We start from the raw sequence: 21,818 nt of genomic DNA on the forward strand, positions 1-21,818 counted from the left end.
TTTTGAATATTAACTTTTTAATTATTAAGAACTTAAATTATATGAATTTAGCAATACACTACTATCCTACTCGAAATCTAGTCGAATATGCGCGTAATCCACATAAAAATGACGATGTGGTCAACAGAATGTGTGCTTCTATTCGGGAATTTGGCTTTCGTATTCCAATAGTTGCAAAAAGCGATGGCACTGTGGTTGATGGTCATTTAAGACTTAAAGCAGCAAGAAAACTTGGTATGGAAAGTATTCCAGTAGTCCTCAGTGATAATTTAAATGAACCACAAACTAAAGCTTTTCGACTACTTGCTAATCAATCAGCTAACTGGGCAAAGTGGGATGATGATCTTTTGAGGGTGGAAATTCAAGAGCTAGAAGATTTACAGTTTGATTTTAAAATGACTGGATTTGAGCTAGAAAAAGTTCAAAACTTTCTTGATGATTTAGATAATGAAGAAGAAGATCTTTCTGACTTGGTTGGTGATGAAAAAAGGGTAGAAATAACAAAACCAGGGGATTTATGGATTTTAGGTGATCATCGAATCTATTGTGGTGATAGCTCTGTAGTTGAATCATATAAAGTGCTGTTAGATGATAAAATGGCAGACATTACTGTTTGTGATCCTCCATATAACGTTGACTATGGTCGTAGCCAAGAGAGAGAAGATAAAAAAATATTAAACGATAATCAAGGTGAAAAGTACGAACTTTTTCTCTACGATATCTGTTCCCATATTTTAGCATATACGAAAGGTGAAATTTACATTTGCATATCATCATCAGAGTTTTCAACGTTGCAAAAAGCATTTGAGGAAGCAGGAGGAAAATGGTCGACATTTATCATTTGGGCAAAGAATCACTTTACGCTAGGTAGGTCTGATTATCAAAGACAATACGAAGCAATGCTCTATGGATGGAAAAGGGGCAATAAACGTGAGTGGCATGGAGGTAGAAATCAAAGTGATCTGTGGTTTTATGATAAGCCAACGCACAATACACTACATCCAACGATGAAGCAAGTAGAGTTAATGGAGAGAGCAATAGTTAATAGCAGTAGACCAGGAGACATAGTTCTTGATCCATTTAGCGGCTCTGGAAGTACACTGATTGCATGTGAGAGAACAGGAAGAATTTGTAGAACAATAGAGCTAGATTCAAAGTTTGTAGATGTAACGATAAAACGTTGGCAAGTGTACACAGGCAGGGAGGCAATTCTTTCTGGTACTGGTAAAACTTTTGCGGAAATTCAAAAAGAGAGGAGGAAAAGAGTGGAAAAAATCACGCAGACGGAATGGGCAAAAGAACTAGGAGTTTCAAAGCAATATGTCTGTTATTTAGTAAAAAAAGGAATAGTTGAGTTGGAGGATGGTTTGATCGACCGAGAGCAAGCAAATGAAGCGTTAGCAGCAATAAGAGATTGTCCTCTTCCTGCAAGACTTCAGATCTGCTACAATAATCTCAAACTTTCCTCGACTTATATCACTTGGATATAAACTTCCCATATCCTACTTTATCCTCTCATTCTATCCCTTTTTTGAGATCATGTACAGTCTCTTATTGGAGCTTAAGGTAAACGTTAATGCCGTCACTAGATGCAACAGAACTCCTCTGCTACTTGCAGCTAAAAAAGGCCATGTAGAAATTGTAAGAATGTTGTTAGCAGTAAAGGCCAATATGAATATTTGTGATCAACAAGGTTTTTCACCTCTACATCTTACTATTCAAAAGGATCATTTTGATATAGCTCAGCTATTAATAGAAAAAGGGGCAATTAAGTGTAGTAAAGATTATACTATAATAGGATTATTTATTGACAAAGCTCATAGCAAAAAAAAATATTGAAGAAAATTACAAAAAATTTTGTAAGTTTTTGATGCTTTACTTGAAAGAGCTACATAGTAAACACAAAGCCTTTTGTGTACTTTCAATCCTAGCTCTAAGCTTAACAATTATAGGTTTACCATTTATTTTCAAGCTTATTATTAAATATAGAGAAAGAAGTAAAATATATAAAAAAATTAGGGCTATGCTGATTTATATTTAAGTATAACAGGAGAACTAAGCTAATATATGACAATTATCTGCTCGATAAAAATGGAATTAAATGTATCAGTTTAGCAGAGTGGCAAAATAAAATAGACAAAACCATAAAAATAAATGGTGTCATGCAAGTAGCTGACACTGGCATCCAGCAAAATTGATCGAAAACAAGACAACACTTTCGATCAAAAAATTGGATTCCAGCAGGCTTTGTTGTATCGCTATCTACGAAGGATTAAAGATAAAAAAGATGAAGAATATTAGTAGCTTATTATTCTACAGTTAACCCAAGAAAGGCTTAGCTGATTGCTGAAAAACAAAATCAATAGCCGAATTAATATTGGGCCAAAAGGTTTGTAGAGCCTTTCTTATGGCGTGCTTGATCAGAACTTCTCAATCGGATTTAAATCCTCACTTTTACCCACAAATAAAAAAGTGAGTAAAAAAGAAGTCCTCTTCCTGCAAGACTTCAGATCTGCTACAATAATCTCAAACTTTCCTCGACTTATATCACTTGGATATAAACTTCCCATATCCTACTTTATCCTCTCATTCTATCCCTTTTTTGAGATCACGTACAGTCTCTTAGAAGTAAAAAAGACAGGCAAAGGGTAAAAAAACACAAAAACTATAGCATAAGTAAATACAATTCATTCTACTTACATACTTGTCAGTAGAAATCTCATAGTTTTTGTATTTTTTTCGTAATGTTCTGTTAACAAAGCCAAAAACTGCACCATAATAGAATTTAATGCTACTAGTGGCAAGCATAAACACACCAAGGTATTACTGGCAATTAACCAAATAGGTAAGAAATAATAACAATAACTTGCTTCAGCAAGAGCTAAAGGAAGTAAGGTATATACTTTAGCCTTTAAAATACTAGATAGCAAATCGTCTCTACGCTTTATAAACTTTTGCATTAGTGCTTGTTTATCTTCCCTTATTAGACTCCTACACTTTTCTAAAGGAGAAATATAACTAAACAGTTGCATGTTAAGCTTCAATAAGTGCTTATCAAGCTCATTTCTTAGCTTTTTGACTTCATAATCGAAAAGTGAGCCATATCTTGCGCAATAATTTATATCATAAATTAATTTATCTTTGCATTCCAAGTCTTCTAGTGAGCTATTTTTCTTTTTCAATATGGAAGCAAGCTCAACAAAATTCTTTCCTATCACTTCCTCTTCAGTGATATTTAATTTTTCAAATAATTTCTTCCTATAATAAAATTCACGCGCTGTTAAACTCCCATCACTTTCAGCACCAACACTAACTTTAACACAAGGATTTCCTAATTCCAAAAGTTCAATATATTTTTTAGCTCTTAATAGGCTTTATAAATTTGATCAAATCTATTTTTATCTCCACCCTTGTCAGGATGATTTACAAGAATCAACTTCTTATTCTGTTTCTTCAAAATTGCACTAAGCTCTTCATAATTCTTGTCTACAACTTGCTTAGCCTTTATTTCTAATACTTTAAACAAGTCAGCGTTATCATCAAACTCCCGACTAGTTAACTTAAAATGTTGACCCATGACTATATCTCAAATAAACAAGCTATATCCTTAGTATATTTAAAGCAATCATTAAGAGAAAAAACCTTCTTTTTCATCATATAAATACAATTTATCCATTCTCACTACATCAAAGCTATTTTCTTCGAGTTTGATTAGCAAGTTATTTACATCAATATTTGTGATAGTTTTCTTTTCATTATTTGCTATAAATCTGCAGGTTATTTGGTCACTTGAAGATTCTGAACTTCCTGGCCAAACTGCAAGACCTTTTGAGTATATTGCTATCATTTGCAGATTACTCGATTCAAATAATCCTACTATTTGATCAAAATTGTTGGATTTGTCCCAGGCAAGCGTTATATCACTACCCACTAGCTTTTTAACTTTGTAATCTTGTTCGTAATTGTCTTGTACTTTATTTATTTTACTATCCGAATCACTGCTAATTATAAGCTCAGATAACGTTGTGGGTTTTTTGCCTAGATTATCTATAACAGCTTTTGCAAATTCTTTGGTACCAACTTTCTGCTTACTCCTTTTCTTCTTATATAAATCGGCAGTGTGTATTCCATCCTCCAAAGTCTTCAGCCACGCATCGTAAATTAGTTTTGCAGTATCTACTTGACCCATGTAAATTAGCATATGCACTGCAGCATTTAAAAGCCCTGAAGGATTAGCCATGTTTTTTCCTGCAATATCAGGAGCAGAACCGTGCACTGCTTCAAACATTGCATATTCATTACCTATATTGCTACTTCCTGCAAGCCCTACAGAACCTGAGGTTTGTGCTACTATGTCTGATAATATGTCGCCATATAGATTTTCAGTTACTATAACATCGAAATTCTCGGGTTCTGTGGCAACACGTGCCATTCCAATATCAACTATATAATGTTCCGCCTTTATATCCGGATATTCTTTTGCAATACGATCAAACGCTGCATGAAAAGCGCCGTCAGTCATTTTCATTATGTTGTCTTTAGTCAGGCAAGTTACTTTTTTTCTGTTGTGTTTTTTCGCGTATTCAAAAGCATACCTGCATATCTTCTCTGAGCCAGATCTAGTAATAATTTTAGTGCATTGGTACGAGTCACCAGTGAGCCTATGCTCTATTCCCGTATAAACGTCTTCTTCATTTTCACGTATTACAACAACATCAAATTTATCGAATTTATTTTCTATAACAGGGTGATACGAAATGCATGGTCTAATGTTTACATACAGCCCTAAGTTCTTTCTGAGCGCAACGTTTAAGCTTTTGTGCCCTTTACCTTGAGGGGTTGTTGTTGGAGATTTGAGTAATATCTTTGTCCTTTCGATAGATTCCCAACCACTCGGAGAAATTCCATGAGACCATTCCTTACTATAAACACGCTCTCCTATTTCAATAATATCTATTGAGATCTCTGCTTTCGCTTCACGCAATATCGACAGCACCGCTTCCATAATTTCTGGTCCGATACCATCACCATACGCAACTGTGACTGATGTTGACATAACTTCCTTAACTGTAAATGATTTAATGTTAATTCAAATGATAGAGTGGGTCAATGTTGCTAAAATAGAATATTTACTGTTATTTAATAATGCACTTTTATACTAATTATAGAATTGCAAAATATGGAAAGTGTATGGATACTAAAATAAGTTATGCAGGGATTACAAGACGTATTTTTGAATTTGCAATCGATTATATTTTAGTACAGGGAATGGGGTTTGTTATCGGATTTATCATTGGATTTACTTTAGCATATTCTCTATCACTCAATGTAACTGAAATGATTTTAGATAAAGCAGTAGCTACACAAGTAATAGGGTTGATATTGGAAGTAATATTTTATGTATTTACGATAATAGAATTTGGTGGTACTCCAGGACAATTGTTACTTCGCATGCGTGTAAAAGACGAAAATACACTTGAAAAAATCACTCTAATACAAGCAATAAGCAGAACAGCAGTTTTTGGAGTATTATATTTTATAATCTGCTACACACTATTCAATATTTCTAGTCTATTCATAGTTGTATCAATCTTAATCATCTTATTTAAGATCCTTGACCAGCGTAAACAATTTCTTCACGATAAAATTGCAAAAACAGTAGTAATAGACTATAAACCTAGTTGATATTTTTCTTTAGTTGTTACCACCAAAGGTGTTATTTCAGCGCGTGACCCACATCTGTACGAACATTGCAATTAGCAGGTAATTTGCATAATAAACGGTGTCATTCCAGCGCTTGACACTGGAATCAAATTTTCCATATAATCTCATCGAAAACGTTATAACCACTTTCTATGCTAGTGTGCTTTCATCAACCTGGATCCCAGTGTCAGCTACTTTCATGACAAGAAAAGAAGCACTGGTTTCACATGAATCTGAACAGATATCATGTTTTTCTTTAGTTTACTGCTTACAAAGTGACTTTTTTTGTTTCTGCATGAGCTAAATTAACTACCAATATCATACCTGAAGAACCCACCTGACCATTCTAGAAAATTTAACGCTGAGTACACTTTACTTTTAGCTTCTTCCACAGTGTTTCCTTCTCCTACTATATTTAGCACTCTTCCGCCATCGGAAATCCAATTACCACTTTCATCCAACTTAGTACCAGCATGAAAAACTAGCACACCAGGAATGTTTTCAATTTTATCCAATCCTTTAATTACCTCTCCTTTTTGATAATCACCAGGATAGCCTTTACTTGCAACAACTACACAAACTGTAGTTTTGTGATTAAACTCCACCATTTTTGTATTTAACTTGCCTTCTGCAACTGACAACATCAACTTTAACAAATCACAAATTGGATCAAGTCTAGGTAAAATAGATTGTATTTCCGGATCCCCAAACCTAACATTATACTCAAGAAGCTTTGGACTATCTTTGCAAATCATTAAACCAGCAAAGAGTACTCCTTTATAGGATGTTCCGATGTTAGTCAGTGCTTGAATTGTAGGATATATTATTTTTTGGATAATTTTTTGCTCCATCTCCTTACTTATAATCGAAGGTGATGAGTATGACCCCATGCCTCCAGTATTTTGTCCCTCGTTATTTTCACCAACTCTCTTGTAATCTTTTGCACACCCAAGGGGTACTACCTTCAACCCATCAATAAGAGCAAAAAAACTTACTTCCTCTCCAATTAAAAACTCTTCTATGATTATTTCTTCACCTGACTCACCAAGATTTTTCTCCACTAGCATTGAATCTATTGCTGAAAAGGCTTCATTTTCTGTGTGGCATATTATGACGCCTTTCCCTGCTGCAATTCCATTTGCTTTAATTACAAGCGGAAATTTTATTTTATTACTACGGACAAAATTTTTAGCTAACCTTTCATCAATAAAACGTTCATACTTGGCGGTCGGTATACCATATTGTTTACATAATTCCTTCGTAAAAGACTTTGATGCCTCAAGTTTTGCAGCTGCTTGACTTGGAGCAAAAACGTTTATCCTCTCCGCAGTTAAATCATCAGCAAGCCCATTAATTATCGGCTGCTCTGGACCAATAATCACTAGCTCTATATTTTCTTTCTTGCAAAATTGTGTAACATCCACTGAATCTTGAATATTTATATTCACAAGAACTCCAAAATTCTCCATGGCCGGACGACCAGGAGTAACATATAACTTAGTCAAGGTAGGAGACTTCTTTAAAGCCGAAAGTAAAGCATGCTCACGCCCACCAGAACCTATAACCAAAACCTTCATCTTTATTTCCTCGCTTTTCTATATGTCAAAATTATTGTTTGCTTATAACAGTATCATTACTCATGTATCTTTGCAACACGTTTGGTATTGTAACTAACCCATCGGAATTTTGATAGTTCTCCATTATGGCAACAATTGTTCTTCCTATGGCTAAAGCTGAGCCGTTTAAAGTGTGAACGTATTTTTTTGTTTTTCTGTCAGTTTCTAAGAAGTATTTAGTGTTCATTCTTCTTGCCTGGAACGTACCGCAATTTGAGCAGCTTGATATTTCTCTGTACTTATTTTGCTCAGGTAACCATACCTCTATATCATAAGTTTTTTGTGCAGCAAAGCCCATATCACCACTACAAAGCAGCATTATTCTATACGGTAGTTCTAATTTTTTTAATATTTCCTCAGCAGCATTTGTCATGCGTTCAAGCTCATCATTTGACTGGTCTTCAATTGTGATGCTTACTAATTCCACTTTACCAAATTGGTGTTGCCTTATCATACCTCTTGTATCTCGTCCTGCACTGCCAGCTTCTTTACGAAAACATTCTGAATATGCAGTAAAACGAATAGGCAGCTCTTTTTCTTCTATTATTTTGTCAGCAACTAAATTTGTTAAAACTACTTCACTTGTGGGAATTAATCTTAATTTATCGGTAGTTAAATATGAGTCATCAGAAAATTTTGGTAGCTGACCAACGTTATACATCGCCTCGTTTTTCACCAGAGCTGGGTGATAAACCTCAGTATAGGCAAATTCATTAACATGTGTTTCCAGCATAAAATTTATTAATGCTCGTCCAAGCTTAGCTAACTGTCCTTTTAATATTGTAAACCTTGATCCAGAAATTTTTGCTGCTTGCTCAAAATCTATCAAGCCTAACCTTTCTCCGAGTTCATAATGAAATTTTGGCATAAAACTAAATTGCCTTTTTTCTCCATATTTTTTGATTTCTACGTTGGAGCTCTCATCTTCACCTATTGGTACATTTTGTGCAGAAATATTTGGTAAGTTAGATAAAATATCCACTAACTTATTTTTTTCTGTTTGCTCCTTGAGGCTGATTGTCTCTATCTCACTTGTGATGCTTTTTGATAACTTTACTTGTTCTTCACATGGGCTTTTGTTCATTTTAAGCCTCTTTATTTCTTCCGTGACCTCGTTTCGTTGCTTATTTAAAGCTTGCAATTTAGTAGTCAGTGATCTTTTTTTATGGTCTATCTCTAATATTTCTTCTGTAGTAAATTCTTTCACCCCTCTGCTTTTTATTGCTTTTTCAAATCCTTCAGGGTTTTTGCGTATATGTTCTATATCATGCATATGTTGTGCTATTACTAACATCATTACTGTACTTCAAAAGCTTTTAATGCTCAATATTTTTACATATAAATGCTAATATTGACTTTACCTTCATAATTTGCTAGAATTAGTTAACGTAGTATTCATAAAATATAACATGTTGGGCATCCGAGAAAAGTACAATACATTTAAAGAGAGTACTCACTTCACTAAACTTAAGGCTAGTGGAAGATTTGCTGTTTACGCTTTTTGTATATATTTGGCGACTACATTTACCATTGGCTGTTTGGGATTGATAATGGGATCTTTCCTCTTAACCTTACCACTTGCTACGCTCATCTCCAACCCTATAGTTTGGATTTTAATGAGAATAGTGCTTACAGCAACATACAAAATGGTTATTGAACCTTTATTTTACTTGGTAAAAGATTATGTTGATGGAAAAGGAGTTTCAGAGGGAAAAGAAAGCGATGCTAAAAGTGATGAGCTATTAAAATCACCAAAGCAAGAGCAAGATGTAAATAATCAAGGAAATCCAAAAACCCCAGATGGGGATAGTGATATTGTACCAGGAAGTGAACCTGCCTCAAGTAACAATAGTCGTAGAAATTCTAATGCTTCAGGAGATAGTGGTTTGGGTGGCAAAGAGTTTCATGAAGATCTACAAACTCTTATGCATCAGACAAATAGAGAAAATTACTATTACTGGCTACAAGAACATGATATTTCTCATATTGCAAGAGCTGTATATAACTATTCAGAAAATTCAAGTGGCAATGTACTTTTTTGTATTCCTGGTGATGTTAGTACTTTAAACTCAAAACTGAAAGAGTATAAAATAGAACAAGGGAACACAAAAAAAATCTTTGCCTCGATTATTAATTTAGGAGAAAATTACTGGGTAAAACTGATAGTCACATGTAATGGTAACAGACAATTTAGAGCTTATTATTGTGACTCATTTGGTAATAAATTACCAAATGAGGTTGAAGGAAAGGTAAAAGACGATATAAGTCTTGCTAATGAGATTGCTGAGAAGTGTCTAGTACCCTTAAGTAATGAGGTGGGAAGTTTAATACGGGAAAGAGAAAATAATCCAGATAATGATAGCCTTAAAGAGAAAAAAGATGATGTTGAAAAAACATTAGGTCATGCAAGAGAAGATAGAAATAAGTTAGTTAGTAAGCCAATTGATACTAGTTATATAGTGAGCATATTGCAGGAAACCTTAGAGATAGGAAATGATAGCATAAAGAGTTCTGCGGTTGATCAGCAAAAAGATGGCTGTAATTGTGGAGTATTTGCTTTAGAAAATGCTCATAGGATTACGGAAATGCTCAACAAGGATAAATCATTTGATGAAATTGACAGAGAGTTATCAAAGTACAAGCCTAGGCCAGGACAATTGCACGAGAAGAGAAGAGAGTTCGCAAAAGCACTTATGGAGGATGAAGAGTGGAAAGAATCCATTGCTGAAGGTGGAATTTTACATGATACTATACAGCAGCTCATTTCTGAAGATAGTAAGAAAGAGGAGGCACAATCTACCATAAGTTCGATTATTCAAAATGTTATTACAACGTGTGCAAGACGTTTGGGCTTAAGTAATTAATCTATAAAATCTATGTCCCTACAAATAGGAAGTTTGACGATTGATTCTCCAGTTATTTTAGCGCCAATGTCTGGAGTGACTGACTATCCATTTAGGAGTATTGTAAAGAAACTTGGTGCAAGTTTGCTAATCTCAGAAATGATTACAAGCAGAGCTATGATCATGAAAACTCGCCAGAGCATGCAAAAAGCAAAAGTCGATGAACTAACCGCTGTACAACTTGCTGGTTGTGAGCCTGATGTTATGGCGGAAGCTGCAAAATTAAATGAGGGCATGGGTGCAAAAATCATAGATATAAATTTTGGTTGTCCAGTTAAAAAAGTTGTAAACGGTTACGCAGGGTCAGCACTTATGCGTGATGAAAAAAAAGCTGCTGAGATAATAGAAGCTGTAGTCAAGGCAGTGAGTGTGCCAGTTACAGTAAAAATGCGTACTGGATGGAATGAAGAAAATCGTAATGCTCCGCGCTTGGCAAAAATTGCAGAAGATTTGGGAGCAAAGATGATTACTGTACATGGAAGGACAAGGGCACAGCTTTATAATGGTCAAGCAGATTGGAAATTCGTTAGAAATGTTAAAGAGCAGGTAAAAATTCCAGTTATAGTAAATGGAGATATTAAGAGTTTGAATGATGTTCAAAGTGCACTTAAAGAATCTGGGGCAGATGGAGTAATGATAGGTCGTGGTGCTTACGGCAAACCTTGGCTGATTAATCAAGCAATAAACTTTTTGAGTGAAAATAAAATTTCTGAGCCAACAGCCTCAGAGAGATTAAGCATAATACTCAAGCATTATGACAGTATTCTTGAGTACTATGGAAGCGATACAGGAATAAAGATGGCCCGCAAACATATAGGATGGTACAGTAGCGGGCTTCAAAACTCATCTGAATTTCGTGTAAGAGTAAATAACATAATAGACAGCACAGAGGTGAAAGAAAATATAATTGATTTTTTTAGTTAAAAACAGATTAAATATACTACCTCATTAGCTATATTCAACTTGACTGATCATAGTGCGATACCACCACACTCTCTTCTTCATCAGAATGTAATTGATAACTATTATCACTCAGCAATTTTTCGTCATAAATCTCAATATCAAAATATTTTTCATATTTATCTATATTTTCACAAAGCGAAAGTGCTTTCATCTTATTCATAACCAAACCCGTACCAGCAGGAATTAATCTTCCTACTATAACATTTTCTTTTAACCCACTCAAAGGATCACTTTTTCCACAAAATGCTGCTTCCGTAAGTACTTTTGTTGTTTCTTGGAAAGAGGCAGCAGAAATAAAGGAATTAGTTTCAAGGCTTGCTCTAGTAATTCCCTGTAGAATAGGAAGGTAATGAGCAGGTCGTTTTCCAGAGTTATTCATAGCATCATTTTCTCTATCAATTTCCAGCCTGTCGATACTTTCTCCAATTAAGTACATAGTATCACCAGGATCGGTAATTTCTACTTTTTGTAGCATTTGCTTTAAGATCACTTCTAAATGCTTGTTATCTATGCGCACACCTTGCAATCTATAAACTTGCTGTATTTCAGAAATCATATAGTGTGCTAACGCTTCTAACCCAAGCACACGTAGAATATCATGAAGATCAGGATCGCCATCCATCAATAAATCACCTTTACGCACAAAATCACCTTCATTGACTATTACATGCTTACTTCTTGATACTAAATACTCAACTGGAGAAGCTTGCTCATCTACAGGTTTAATTACTATACTTCGTTTTCCTCTACGGTCTTTTTCAGAGAACGTTACATAGCCATCTATTTCACTAACGATAGCATGCTCTTTAGGACGACGTGCTTCAAATAATTCTATAACCTTAGGCAAGCCACCAGTAATATCACGAGTTCTAACTGACTCTCTCGGCGTTCTTGTGATAACATCACCTGCATGAACCTTTTGGCCATCCTGTACATTAAGCACTGCACCAACTGGTATAAAGTAACATGCTTCCACACCACTTGAAAGTGTTATTACTTTTTCATTATCATCAAGCAGTGCAATACGAGGACGTAAATTAGCTACACCAGAGTGCAATTTCCAATCTTTTACTACTCTATTTGATATTCCTGTAGATTCATCCATCACTTCAGTGATTGAAATTCCATCTTTTAAATCCTGGTAAGATATTGTACCACTCTTTTCCGTAATAATAGGTAGTGTATACGGATCCCATTCCGCAACTTTATCACCAATTTTTACTAACTCACCCTCATTTACATAAAGTTTAGCACCATAAGGCACACTGTGCTTCAATTTTTCACTACCAAGGCTATCAATTAAAACGACTTCACAGGAACGGCTTATCACAATTTTATTTCCGTTTTTATCTATAATTATATTACTATTGTTTAGTTTTATTCTAGCATTAATAGAAGCTATAATATTTGAGGATTCAACACCTCTAGTCATTACCCCACCTATATGGAAAGTACGCATCGTTAACTGAGTACCTGGCTCTCCAACAGATTGAGCAGCGATAACACCAACTGCTTCACCTATTGAAACAATTTTACCAGTTGCAAGGTCTCTTCCATAACACAAAGAACACACACCAGGACTTATTTCACAAGTTAAAGGCGATCTAATTTTTATAGCATCAAGACCTGCAATGTTGATTTGCTTTACTTTATCTTCATCAATTAGTTCCCCTGCTTTTAATAATAACTCTTTGGTTACTGGGTTATATATATCATTTGCAGCTGTTCTACCCAGTACAACACTCTCTAGAGATGCAACTATAGTACTACCTTCAACTATAGCTCTTACAATAAGGCCATTTTTCGTTTTACAGTCATGTTTTGTAACTATGCAATTTTGAGATACATCAACCAAGCGACGAGTTAAGTATCCAGAGTTTGCAGTTTTAAGTGCAGTATCAGCTAAACCTTTACGCGCACCGTGAGTAGAATTAAAGTATTCAAATACATTTAATCCTTCGCGAAAATTAGAAATTATAGGTGTTTCTATAATTTCACCAGAAGGTTTGGTCATTAACCCTCGCATTCCTGCTAACTGCTTCATCTGGGAAGTAGAACCTCTTGCACCGGAGCTAACCATCATATATATTGAATTGTACTTACTATTTTCATCATACAGAGATATCGCTTTTAACATATCATTCGCTATTATATCTGTGCACTTAGACCACTCATCTATAACTTTATTATACCTCTCACTTTTAGTGATTAGTCCGTCTTGATATTGTGCAGAAAATTTCTTAATTTCACCCCTTGTATAATCAACGTGTGTAGCTTTAGTTTCAGGTATGACCATATCGCAACGACTAAAAGAAGTACCGGAAAATGTAGCATACTCAAAGCCAAGTGTCATCAATTTATCAGAAAATACCACTGTAGCACTTTGACCGCAGCTACGATATACTAAATCAACAATGCTAGTTATTTCCTTAACCGTTAATACCTGATTTATTAAATCGAAGCTTAGATTCTTATGTTTAGGAAAAATCTGCCATAATATTAAACGTCCAGGAGTTGTAAAAATAGTTTTATACTGAATGTTTCCATCGCTATTGATGTATTTCATTTTGTACTTTATATGAGAATGAATATGTAGAGTACCGTTGTTTAAGGAATGCTCAACTTCACAAAAAGCACAGAAAAGTGGTAAATCATCCTCCTTAAGTTGCTGTAAAGTTAGGTAGTATATACCAAGCACTATATCTTTACTAGGAACTATAATCGGTCTTCCATTAGAAGGACTTAAAACGTTATTAATTGACATCATCAACACTCTAGCTTCAAGTTGAGCTTCCAATGAAATTGGCACATGTACCGCCATTTGATCACCATCAAAGTCAGCGTTAAATGCTGTACAAACAAGTGGATGAAGCTGTATTGCTTTACCTTCAATAAGGACTGGCTCAAAAGCCTGAATACCAAGCCTATGTAGCGTAGGCGCTCTATTTAGCAAAACAGGATGCTCTTTTATTACTTCTTCAAGCATATCCCAAACTTCTGGCTTTTCTGCTCTTATTAACTTACTAGCAAATTTAATAGTTGGAGCCATTCCATATATTTTAAGCCTTGAGTAAACAAAAGGTTTGAATAACTCAAGAGCCATTCTTTTCGGTAATCCACACTGATTTAGTTTCAAAGTTGGACCAACAACTATTACAGAACGTCCAGAGTAATCTACCCTTTTTCCTAAAAGATTCTGACGAAAACGACCTTGCTTTCCTTTCAGCATATCGCTAATAGACTTTTTATATCCAGTAGCGCCAACTTTATTTACCAGAGCATTACGACGACAATTATCAAAAAGAGAATCAACTGCCTCTTGTAACATTCTTTTTTCATTACGAATCATAATCTCAGGAGGATTTAAACTTAACAATTTTCTCAATCTATTATTTCTATTAATAATAGTTCTATAATGATGATTTAAATCAGAAACTGCAGGTCGACCACTTTCAAGCGATACCAAGGGACGCAAGTCAGGTGGTAAAATAGGTATAGCTGTAAGTATCATCCACTCAGGTCTGTTTCCAGACTTGATAAAATTTTCAACAATACGTAATCTCTTTATAATTTTCTTTCTTCTCACTTCAGAAGCAACAGACTCTAACTCCTGTCTTAAATTATTCCTAATTTCATGTAAATCAAGGCGTGTTAGCAATTCTCTTATAGCTTCAACACCTTGCATAGCTATAAAGCTATCGACCCCATAGCTATCTTTAGCTTCATTATAAGCTTTCTCACTAATAATTTCACCTTTTTCAAAAGAGGAAACAAGGGGATCTATTACAACATAATTATCACTATATAAAATACTTTCGATATCTCTAAGAGACATATCTAATAATGCTCCAATTCTTGAAGGAAGTGACTTCAAAAACCATATATGAGCAACAGGAGATGCAAGCTCTATATGACCCATTCTTTCTCTTCTTACTTTAGAAGATGTAACTTCTACTCCACATTTTTCGCATATACGGCCCCTATGTCTTCTTTTTTTGTACTTTCCACATAAACATTCATCATCATTGACAGGACCAAAAATTTTAGGACAAAATAATCCACCTTTCTCAACTTTGAATGTACGATAGTTTGCAGTTGAAACATCTGTTATCTCTCCATAAGACATACGTTTAATACTTTCAGGGCTAGCAATGGAAATGCTAACCTCATTAAAAGATTGTGCGATATTAGTGTGAGATATATCTTCAATTACTATTTCATTTTGCTTCAAATCCACATTAAAACACAAGGAACGCAACTCTTTTATCATGACATTAAAGGATTCAGGAATTCCACATTCAAAGTTACTGTCACCTTTTATTACCGATTCATAAATCTTAACCCTGCCATTAATGTCATCAGACTTCACAGTTAACATTTCCTGCAAAGTGTAAGCAGCACCGTAGGCTTGCAATGCCCAACATTCCATTTCACCAAAACGCTGACCACCGAAATGAGACTTTCCTCCAAGAGGTTGTTGAGTAACCAAACTATAAGGTCCTACTGAACGCGCATGAATTTTACCATCTACTAAGTGATGCAACTTAAGCATGTACATGTAACCAACTGTAACTTTGCGATCAAACTTCTCACCCGAGCAACCATCATATAATACAACTTGCCCAGAGTTATCCAATCCAGCAAGTTCAAATAGCTTTACTATTTGTTCATCTTTTGGACCTTCAAATACAGGTGCAGTAACAGGAATGCCATCACGCAACTTATGCGCAAATTCAATGAGGTGATTATCATTAATATCACGAATATTATTACAAATAGATAAATTACTGCCACAACTATAAACCTCAATCAGGAAGTGACGTAAACTACTGTGTGCATCTTTACAAGAGTTAAAATAATTCTCTACTAATGTAGTCAATTCATTATTTAATTCATCCTTATTAGGCGTATCTAAAATAGAAGCCGTTATTTCATCATCATTAATATCCTCAAATTTTTTATTATCAAGATATACTGCTGCAAATTTTACAAAATCATCATCACTGAGAGATCTAATTCCCTCACAAAAAGCACGTTTGATTTTATTGATCTCATCAAGAATATTGCCTACTTTTTCTCCTAATTTTTTACAAGCCCAACCTACATGCGTTTCCAATATTTGCCCTACATTCATTCGTGAAGGAACGCCAAGAGGGTTAAGAATAATATCAATAGGAGTACCATCTTCTAAATAAGGCATATCTTCTACTGGAACAACTCGAGAAATCACACCTTTATTTCCATGTCTACCAGCCATTTTATCCCCTGGCTGCAAACTATGTTTTACAGCAATAAAAACTTTTACTGACATCGACACACCTTGAGGCAGATCATAACCTTCATGCAATTTTTCTATTTTTTGCTTAAAGTTTGCTATTGCATGTGATACTTTTTCATCAAAATCTTTTTTTAAGCTTTCAATTTGCTTAGAAATAGATTGGTTTTTCAATCCTATATCCCACCATCCCTCACGTTCAATAAAATTAATACTTTCTCGATCTTGAGAGCCAGAATTAATAAGAATTTTTCTTAATTCATCATAGAAATATTGATTAATAACATTGATTATATGGTCCCGCTCTTTCTCAAAATCATTTACCTCTTTTTGCCTAATAAGAAACGCCCTTTCGTTTTCTTCTTCCCCTCTACGTGTAAAGACCTGCACATCAATCACTATCCCTTCAATATCTGGAGATGTATATAAAGAAGAATCCACACAATCAAATGACTTTTCACCAAAAATTGTCATTAACAATTTTGTCTCAGGAGGCAATGAAAGAGAATGCTTAGGTGTAACTTTCCCCACCAAAATATAACCTGGACCAACTCTTGTACCAACCTTTACTATACCACTATCATCCAAGTGATAAAGATTTTCTTCATTAACACCGGGTATGGCACGAGTTATTTTTTCCGACCCCAAAGGAGTGTCATGTACAACACATTCAAATTCTTCTATATGAATAGAAGTAAATAGATCTTTTTTAACAACTTCACTAGAAATAATGATTGAGTCTTCAAAATTATAACCTTGCCAAGACATAAAAGCGACTAGCAAGTTTTGGCCAAGTGCCAATTCACCGTTATTAATAGCAGGACCATCAGCTATCACATCACCTTCCTTAACACAATCACCTACATGCACCAGTGGTTTCTGGTTAATACAAGTATTATGGTTAGAACGCTGAAATTTTCTTAGATGATAAATATCTACATCCAAGTAGTTAATTCCTCCTTTGTCAAAAGCACGTATGACTATAGAGTTACTATCTGAGCTATCAACTATGCCACCACGTTTTGCTAAAACTACAGCACCAGAGCCAGAAGCTACGAAAGACTCCATGCCAGTAGCAACCAAAGGAGCAGTAGGCTTCAATAAAGGTACAGCTTGACGCTGCATATTTGAACCCATTAACGCTCTATTAGCATCATCATTTTCTAAAAATGGAATTAAAGAAGCAGCAACCGATATTACCTGCTTAGGAGATAAATCAATGTAACTTACTTGATTACTATTTACCATTACAAAGGTACCAGCATACCTACAGTATAACATATCATCAACAAAGCAGTTGTTCTCATCAAGCTTTGCGCTGGTATCGGCTATATAATATAAACCTTCATCTATAGCAGACAGATACTCAATTTGATCAGTAACAACCTTGTTAACTACTTTCCTATAAGGACTTTCAATGAACCCATATTTATTAATACGAGCGTATATAGCTAAGCTGTTAATTAATCCTATATTCTGCCCCTCAGGAGTTTCAATAGGGCAAATTCTTCCGTAATGAGTTGGATGAACATCACGCACTTCAAATCCCGCCCTCTCTCTTGTTAAACCACCAGGACCTAACGCTGACAACCTTCTTTTATGTGTTATTTCAGATAATGGATTAGTCTGATCCATAAATTGAGATAATTGGGAAGAGTTGAAAAAATCTCTTAAGACATTGGTTAACACTTTTGGATTTATAAAATCAGATGGAGAGACTTTATCTAAACTAGAAGTAGATATAGAATCAACTACTGCCCGTCCCAATTTTAATAATCCAGTTCTAAATTGATTTTCTATAAACTCTCCAACTGAACGGACTCTTCTATTTGCTAAATGATCAATATCATCTACAGATCCTTGACCATCACGTAACAATACTATTTTTCTTATAATTTCAATAATGTCTTCATGTGTTAAAGTAGTTAAATTTTCTTCATAATTTAACCCAAGGCAAGAGTTAAGTTTTAATCTACCAATGTTAGACAAATCATAATATTCCGGACTGAAGAAAAGATTACGAAAAAACTCCTCTACTATCTTTAAAACAGGAACTTCACCAGGACGCAAAACCTTATATATTTCATATAGAGCGTTCTCATAAGACATGTTTTCATCTAAGAAAAGTGTGTTTAATATGTAAGGTCCAACAGAAACATTATCTATGTTCAGCACTGATATTTTATCTATAGATAATAATTCAAGCTTTTTTATATCCTCTAATTTTATAGATTCACCAGCAGATAAGACTTTTGTAGAACTAGCACTATCTATTAAATCTTCTGCAAGAAATAAATCACATATAGAATCATAAGGAATTAGATACTCTTTCAATCCGTTATCATATAGATTTTTAGCTAATTTTGAAGTAATACGAACATTAGCTTTAAGTAACACATTGCCTTCAACATTCTTTAAATCAAAAGGAAGCCTCACTCCCTTGAATTTATCAGGAAAAAAAGGTACTCTCCAGCCACTTTTATGTTTTATATACTCTATTTTTTCATAAAATTTATTAAGTATGTCATTATTTGATAAGCCCAAAGCCTTTAATAAAACTGATATTGGCAACTTTCTCTTTCTATCAATACGAAAATACAAATGATCTTTAACATCAAACTCAATATCAAGCCAAGAACCTCTATAAGGAATAACTCTAGCAGAATAGATCAATTTGCCAGAATTGTAAGTTTTTCCCTTATCACTATCAAAAAACACTCCAGGAGATCTATGCATTTGTGAAACGATAACTTTCTCTACGCCATTGATGATGAAAGTACCTTTATCAGTCATCATAGGCAGTTCACAAAAGCGAACCTCCTGCTCTTCAGCAGATTTTATAACAGTTGCAAGCTTAGAATGATGATCATCATCTTCTTTAATCTCTTGATATTTTTCAAGAGAAACACCATCCTGCATAATAACAAGACGTATAGAAGCAATAACCTGAGCAGAAAAAGTTATACCACGTTTTATACATTCAGATTCACTATACTTAAGATCATCTACCCTACAATTCAAAAATTCGATAGTAGCCCTATGTAAAGGATCAGATATTGGAAAAATTGTATGAAAGATAGCTTCAAGTCTTTCATTACTTTCATTATTAGGAGTAAAGGAATTATATGACCCCTTTTGGACTTTAACCAAGTCCAACAAAGAATCTTTTAAATCAATTGACCTGGAATAAGAAACTCTAGGAACAAAAGCACTAGAAGCACACATATAAGAAGAATCAACCATTAAAATACCTTCACTAATTAAAAGAGCTATATCAACATAAAATTAATATACTAACATTTTATTCAAGCTCAACTTTAGTTGCTCCTGCTTCAATAAGTTTTTGCTTTATTTTTTCTGCTTCATCTTTAGAAACATTAGCAGTCAAATCTTTGGGTAAAGACTCAACTAATTCTTTCGCTTCTTTTAAATTCAATGTAGAATTAACTTCTCTAATAGCTTTAATCACTCCTATTTTTTTGCTTGCATCAATCTCTTTGATTACAACTTTATATTCAGCTTTTTCTTGAGCAACAGGAGCATTAGCATTATCACTAATAGGCACCCCAGCACCAAAAGCTCCACCAAAAAAAGAACCGCTAGGCAACCCTATTTTTTCTTCTAGAACTTTTACAAGTTCAGAAGCTTCTAATAGATTTAAAGATAGTATTTTATCAACCAAATCACTTGTTACATTATTCATACTTACCACCATTTAACAACAAATTTATTTTTTAGAACTATAGTAATCCAAAACTCTCATAAGCCTCATAGAAGATGAATTAATAGACAATGCTAACCGAGCAGGAATATCATAAGATATTAAACGCATAATTTTAACACGCAATTCATCCATAGAGGGAAGCTTAGCCAATTTGTTAACATCTTCCATTGTTAATAATTCATTTATATGAGCTGCACAAATCACAGACATTTTTTCTTTGTTAGTATTAATAAAATCAACTATTAACTTTGCAGCTTCTACTATAGCACTAGAATATATAATAGCAACAGAACCAGAAAATTTACCCGATAAATAAGAAAATTTACCAGTCCTTTCCAAAGCCAAGCAAGCTAGAGTATTTTTAACTACTAACATCCCACCCATTACAGATTTTAGACTATTCCTAAGAATTAATGAATTGCTAACATTCATAGACTTGAAATTTACCAATATTAAGAAATCATTATTTACAAACACATTCATTATATTTTGTATAAATTCATCCTTATCTTTACGCTTCACAATTTCGCTCCCTTAAATTATATCTTCTACTTTGTTTATTTTATGAGCTTTACCCATAGTTGAATTTAAAAAAACGCTTTTAAAGTAAACTCCTTTCACAGAAGCAGGTTTATTGTCTCTAATTACTTTAAGAAAGGCTTTTAAGTTTTCCAGCAAATCATCAATATCAAATTTAATACTTCCTAATTTACCATGAATAACCCCATTTTTATCCGTCCTGAATTTTATTTGACCAGACTTAATGGTTTTAGTAGCTTCTGCAATGTTAGAAGTCACAGTACCAAATTTAGGGTTAGGCATCAGCCCTTTAGCACCCAATACTTTTGCAATAGGAGTGATTTTTGCCATGAAATCAGGAGTAGTGATGCACCAATCAATATTCAACTTTCTACCTTTTTTTATCTCTTCAACCAAATCTTCTCCTCCTGTAATATCAGCACCAGCTTTTTCAGCTTCTAATAAATGTTTATCTTGAGCAAAAACAGCTACTTTAATATTCTTCCCGATACCTTTAGGCAAAACTACTGTACCACGCACCTGCTCTTCAGATTTACGTGAATCCACACCTAAATTGACTGCGATATCAACTGATTCATTAAATTTTACTGAAGCAGACTCAACAATCTTCTCCAAACACTGCTTAGAATTATCATTATATGTACTCATTTATCTAACCTTCCACAACTTCTATACCCATAGATTTTGCAGTGCCTATAACCATCTTCACTGCTGAATCTTCATTATCCACTTTCATATCAACCATCTTACACTTTGCCACTTTAATGATAGCAGACATAGATAATTTAGCCACTAATTCTTTACCAGAATTACCAGAACCTTTACTTAATTTAGCTTCCTGCTTAAGAAAATAAGCCACAGGCGGACCGCTGACAGTAAAATCATGAGAGCGATCATCCTTTATGGAAATTCTCACTGTTACTAAATCACCTACTTTATAACTAGCGTTAGCAGCGCTAGTAGCTTTATTAAAAGCTTCACAAAATTTAGGAACAGGTATACCACGCGGGCCAAGTACTGAAGCAATTTTCGGTCCTGGAAGTGCTTTCCCAGCTTCCATAAGTAAGTTAATCTTAGCAACTATATTACTCATA

The 21,818-nt window shown here is 34.4% G+C and carries 14 protein-coding genes and 3 pseudogenes; 6 read left to right on the forward strand and 11 right to left on the reverse strand.

The window, feature by feature from the left end:
* Positions 1-41 precede the first annotated feature (41 nt).
* The 3 pseudogenes from JSQ73_RS02945 to JSQ73_RS06745 form a co-directional block, all read left to right on the forward strand.
* Positions 42-1,259: pseudogene (locus JSQ73_RS02945) on the forward strand (DNA modification methylase); the annotation flags it as partial.
* Between the two features lie 6 nt (positions 1,260-1,265).
* A pseudogene (locus tag JSQ73_RS02950) lies at positions 1,266-1,433 on the forward strand (MarR family transcriptional regulator); the annotation flags it as partial.
* 118 nt (positions 1,434-1,551) lie between these two features.
* Positions 1,552-2,041 (forward strand): annotated as a pseudogene (locus JSQ73_RS06745) (ankyrin repeat domain-containing protein); the annotation flags it as partial.
* 379 nt (positions 2,042-2,420) lie between these two features.
* Here JSQ73_RS06745 and JSQ73_RS02960 read toward each other — a convergent pair.
* The 4 genes from JSQ73_RS02960 to icd all read right to left on the reverse strand — a co-directional run bounded on the left by JSQ73_RS02960 (position 2,421) and on the right by icd (position 5,056).
* A complete protein-coding gene (locus JSQ73_RS02960) occupies positions 2,421-2,570 on the reverse strand; it encodes a hypothetical protein (protein ID WP_234301898.1) in 150 nt (49 codons plus the stop codon).
* 126 nt (positions 2,571-2,696) lie between these two features.
* Complete coding sequence (locus tag JSQ73_RS02965; protein WP_214249529.1) at positions 2,697-3,341, reverse strand: hypothetical protein; 645 nt, start codon at positions 3,339-3,341, stop codon at positions 2,697-2,699.
* A 23-nt stretch (positions 3,342-3,364) separates the two neighbouring features.
* Positions 3,365-3,577: a hypothetical protein gene (locus tag JSQ73_RS02970; RefSeq protein ID WP_214249530.1), complete on the reverse strand. Its 213-nt coding sequence runs from the start codon at positions 3,575-3,577 to the stop codon at positions 3,365-3,367.
* 51 nt (positions 3,578-3,628) lie between these two features.
* Complete coding sequence (gene icd / locus JSQ73_RS02975) at positions 3,629-5,056, reverse strand: isocitrate dehydrogenase (RefSeq protein ID WP_214249531.1); 1,428 nt, start codon at positions 5,054-5,056, stop codon at positions 3,629-3,631.
* Positions 5,057-5,190: 134 nt separating this feature from the next.
* Here icd and JSQ73_RS02980 point away from each other — a divergent pair, with 134 nt between their 5' ends.
* Positions 5,191-5,685 (forward strand): RDD family protein, encoded by a 495-nt coding sequence (locus tag JSQ73_RS02980; protein WP_214249532.1) that lies wholly within the window; start codon positions 5,191-5,193, stop codon positions 5,683-5,685.
* 323 nt (positions 5,686-6,008) lie between these two features.
* On the opposite strand, the gene purD is transcribed toward JSQ73_RS02980, so the two are convergent.
* Complete coding sequence (purD, locus tag JSQ73_RS02985; RefSeq protein ID WP_214249533.1) at positions 6,009-7,280, reverse strand: phosphoribosylamine--glycine ligase; 1,272 nt, start codon at positions 7,278-7,280, stop codon at positions 6,009-6,011.
* A 31-nt stretch (positions 7,281-7,311) separates the two neighbouring features.
* Positions 7,312-8,592, reverse strand: a complete 1,281-nt coding sequence (gene serS, locus JSQ73_RS02990; RefSeq protein ID WP_214249542.1) for a serine--tRNA ligase — start codon at positions 8,590-8,592, stop codon at positions 7,312-7,314.
* A gap of 277 nt (positions 8,593-8,869) precedes the next feature.
* On the opposite strand from serS, the gene JSQ73_RS02995 reads away from it, so the two are divergent.
* Both JSQ73_RS02995 and dusB read left to right on the forward strand, forming a co-directional pair.
* Positions 8,870-10,183 carry a hypothetical protein gene (locus JSQ73_RS02995; protein WP_234301899.1) on the forward strand — a complete coding sequence of 438 codons (1,314 nt, stop codon included), beginning with the start codon at positions 8,870-8,872 and terminating at the stop codon, positions 10,181-10,183.
* Positions 10,184-10,195: 12 nt separating this feature from the next.
* The gene (gene dusB, locus JSQ73_RS03000; protein WP_214249534.1) at positions 10,196-11,146 is read left to right on the forward strand and encodes a tRNA dihydrouridine synthase DusB; all 951 of its coding nucleotides are present in this window, start codon (positions 10,196-10,198) and stop codon (positions 11,144-11,146) included.
* 34 nt (positions 11,147-11,180) lie between these two features.
* Here dusB and JSQ73_RS03005 read toward each other — a convergent pair whose 3' ends face one another.
* From JSQ73_RS03005 to JSQ73_RS03025, 5 genes are read right to left on the reverse strand one after another with little or no spacing between them, the layout of a single operon-like run.
* A complete protein-coding gene (locus JSQ73_RS03005) occupies positions 11,181-19,703 on the reverse strand; it encodes a DNA-directed RNA polymerase subunit beta/beta' (protein ID WP_214249535.1) in 8,523 nt (2,840 codons plus the stop codon).
* A 58-nt stretch (positions 19,704-19,761) separates the two neighbouring features.
* Positions 19,762-20,163, reverse strand: a complete 402-nt coding sequence (rplL, locus tag JSQ73_RS03010) for a 50S ribosomal protein L7/L12 (protein WP_214249536.1) — start codon at positions 20,161-20,163, stop codon at positions 19,762-19,764.
* A 24-nt stretch (positions 20,164-20,187) separates the two neighbouring features.
* Positions 20,188-20,706, reverse strand: a complete 519-nt coding sequence (gene rplJ / locus JSQ73_RS03015; protein WP_214249537.1) for a 50S ribosomal protein L10 — start codon at positions 20,704-20,706, stop codon at positions 20,188-20,190.
* Positions 20,707-20,718: 12 nt separating this feature from the next.
* Positions 20,719-21,372, reverse strand: coding sequence for a 50S ribosomal protein L1 (gene rplA, locus JSQ73_RS03020; protein ID WP_214249538.1), 654 nt, complete (start codon positions 21,370-21,372; stop codon positions 20,719-20,721).
* A gap of 4 nt (positions 21,373-21,376) precedes the next feature.
* Entirely contained in the window at positions 21,377-21,817 is a 441-nt protein-coding gene (locus JSQ73_RS03025) for a 50S ribosomal protein L11 (RefSeq protein WP_214249539.1), read from the reverse strand.
* Position 21,818: the final 1 nt, after the last annotated feature.

Source organism: Wolbachia endosymbiont of Anopheles demeilloni, from assembly GCF_018491735.2.
Classification (GTDB): domain Bacteria; phylum Pseudomonadota; class Alphaproteobacteria; order Rickettsiales; family Anaplasmataceae; genus Wolbachia.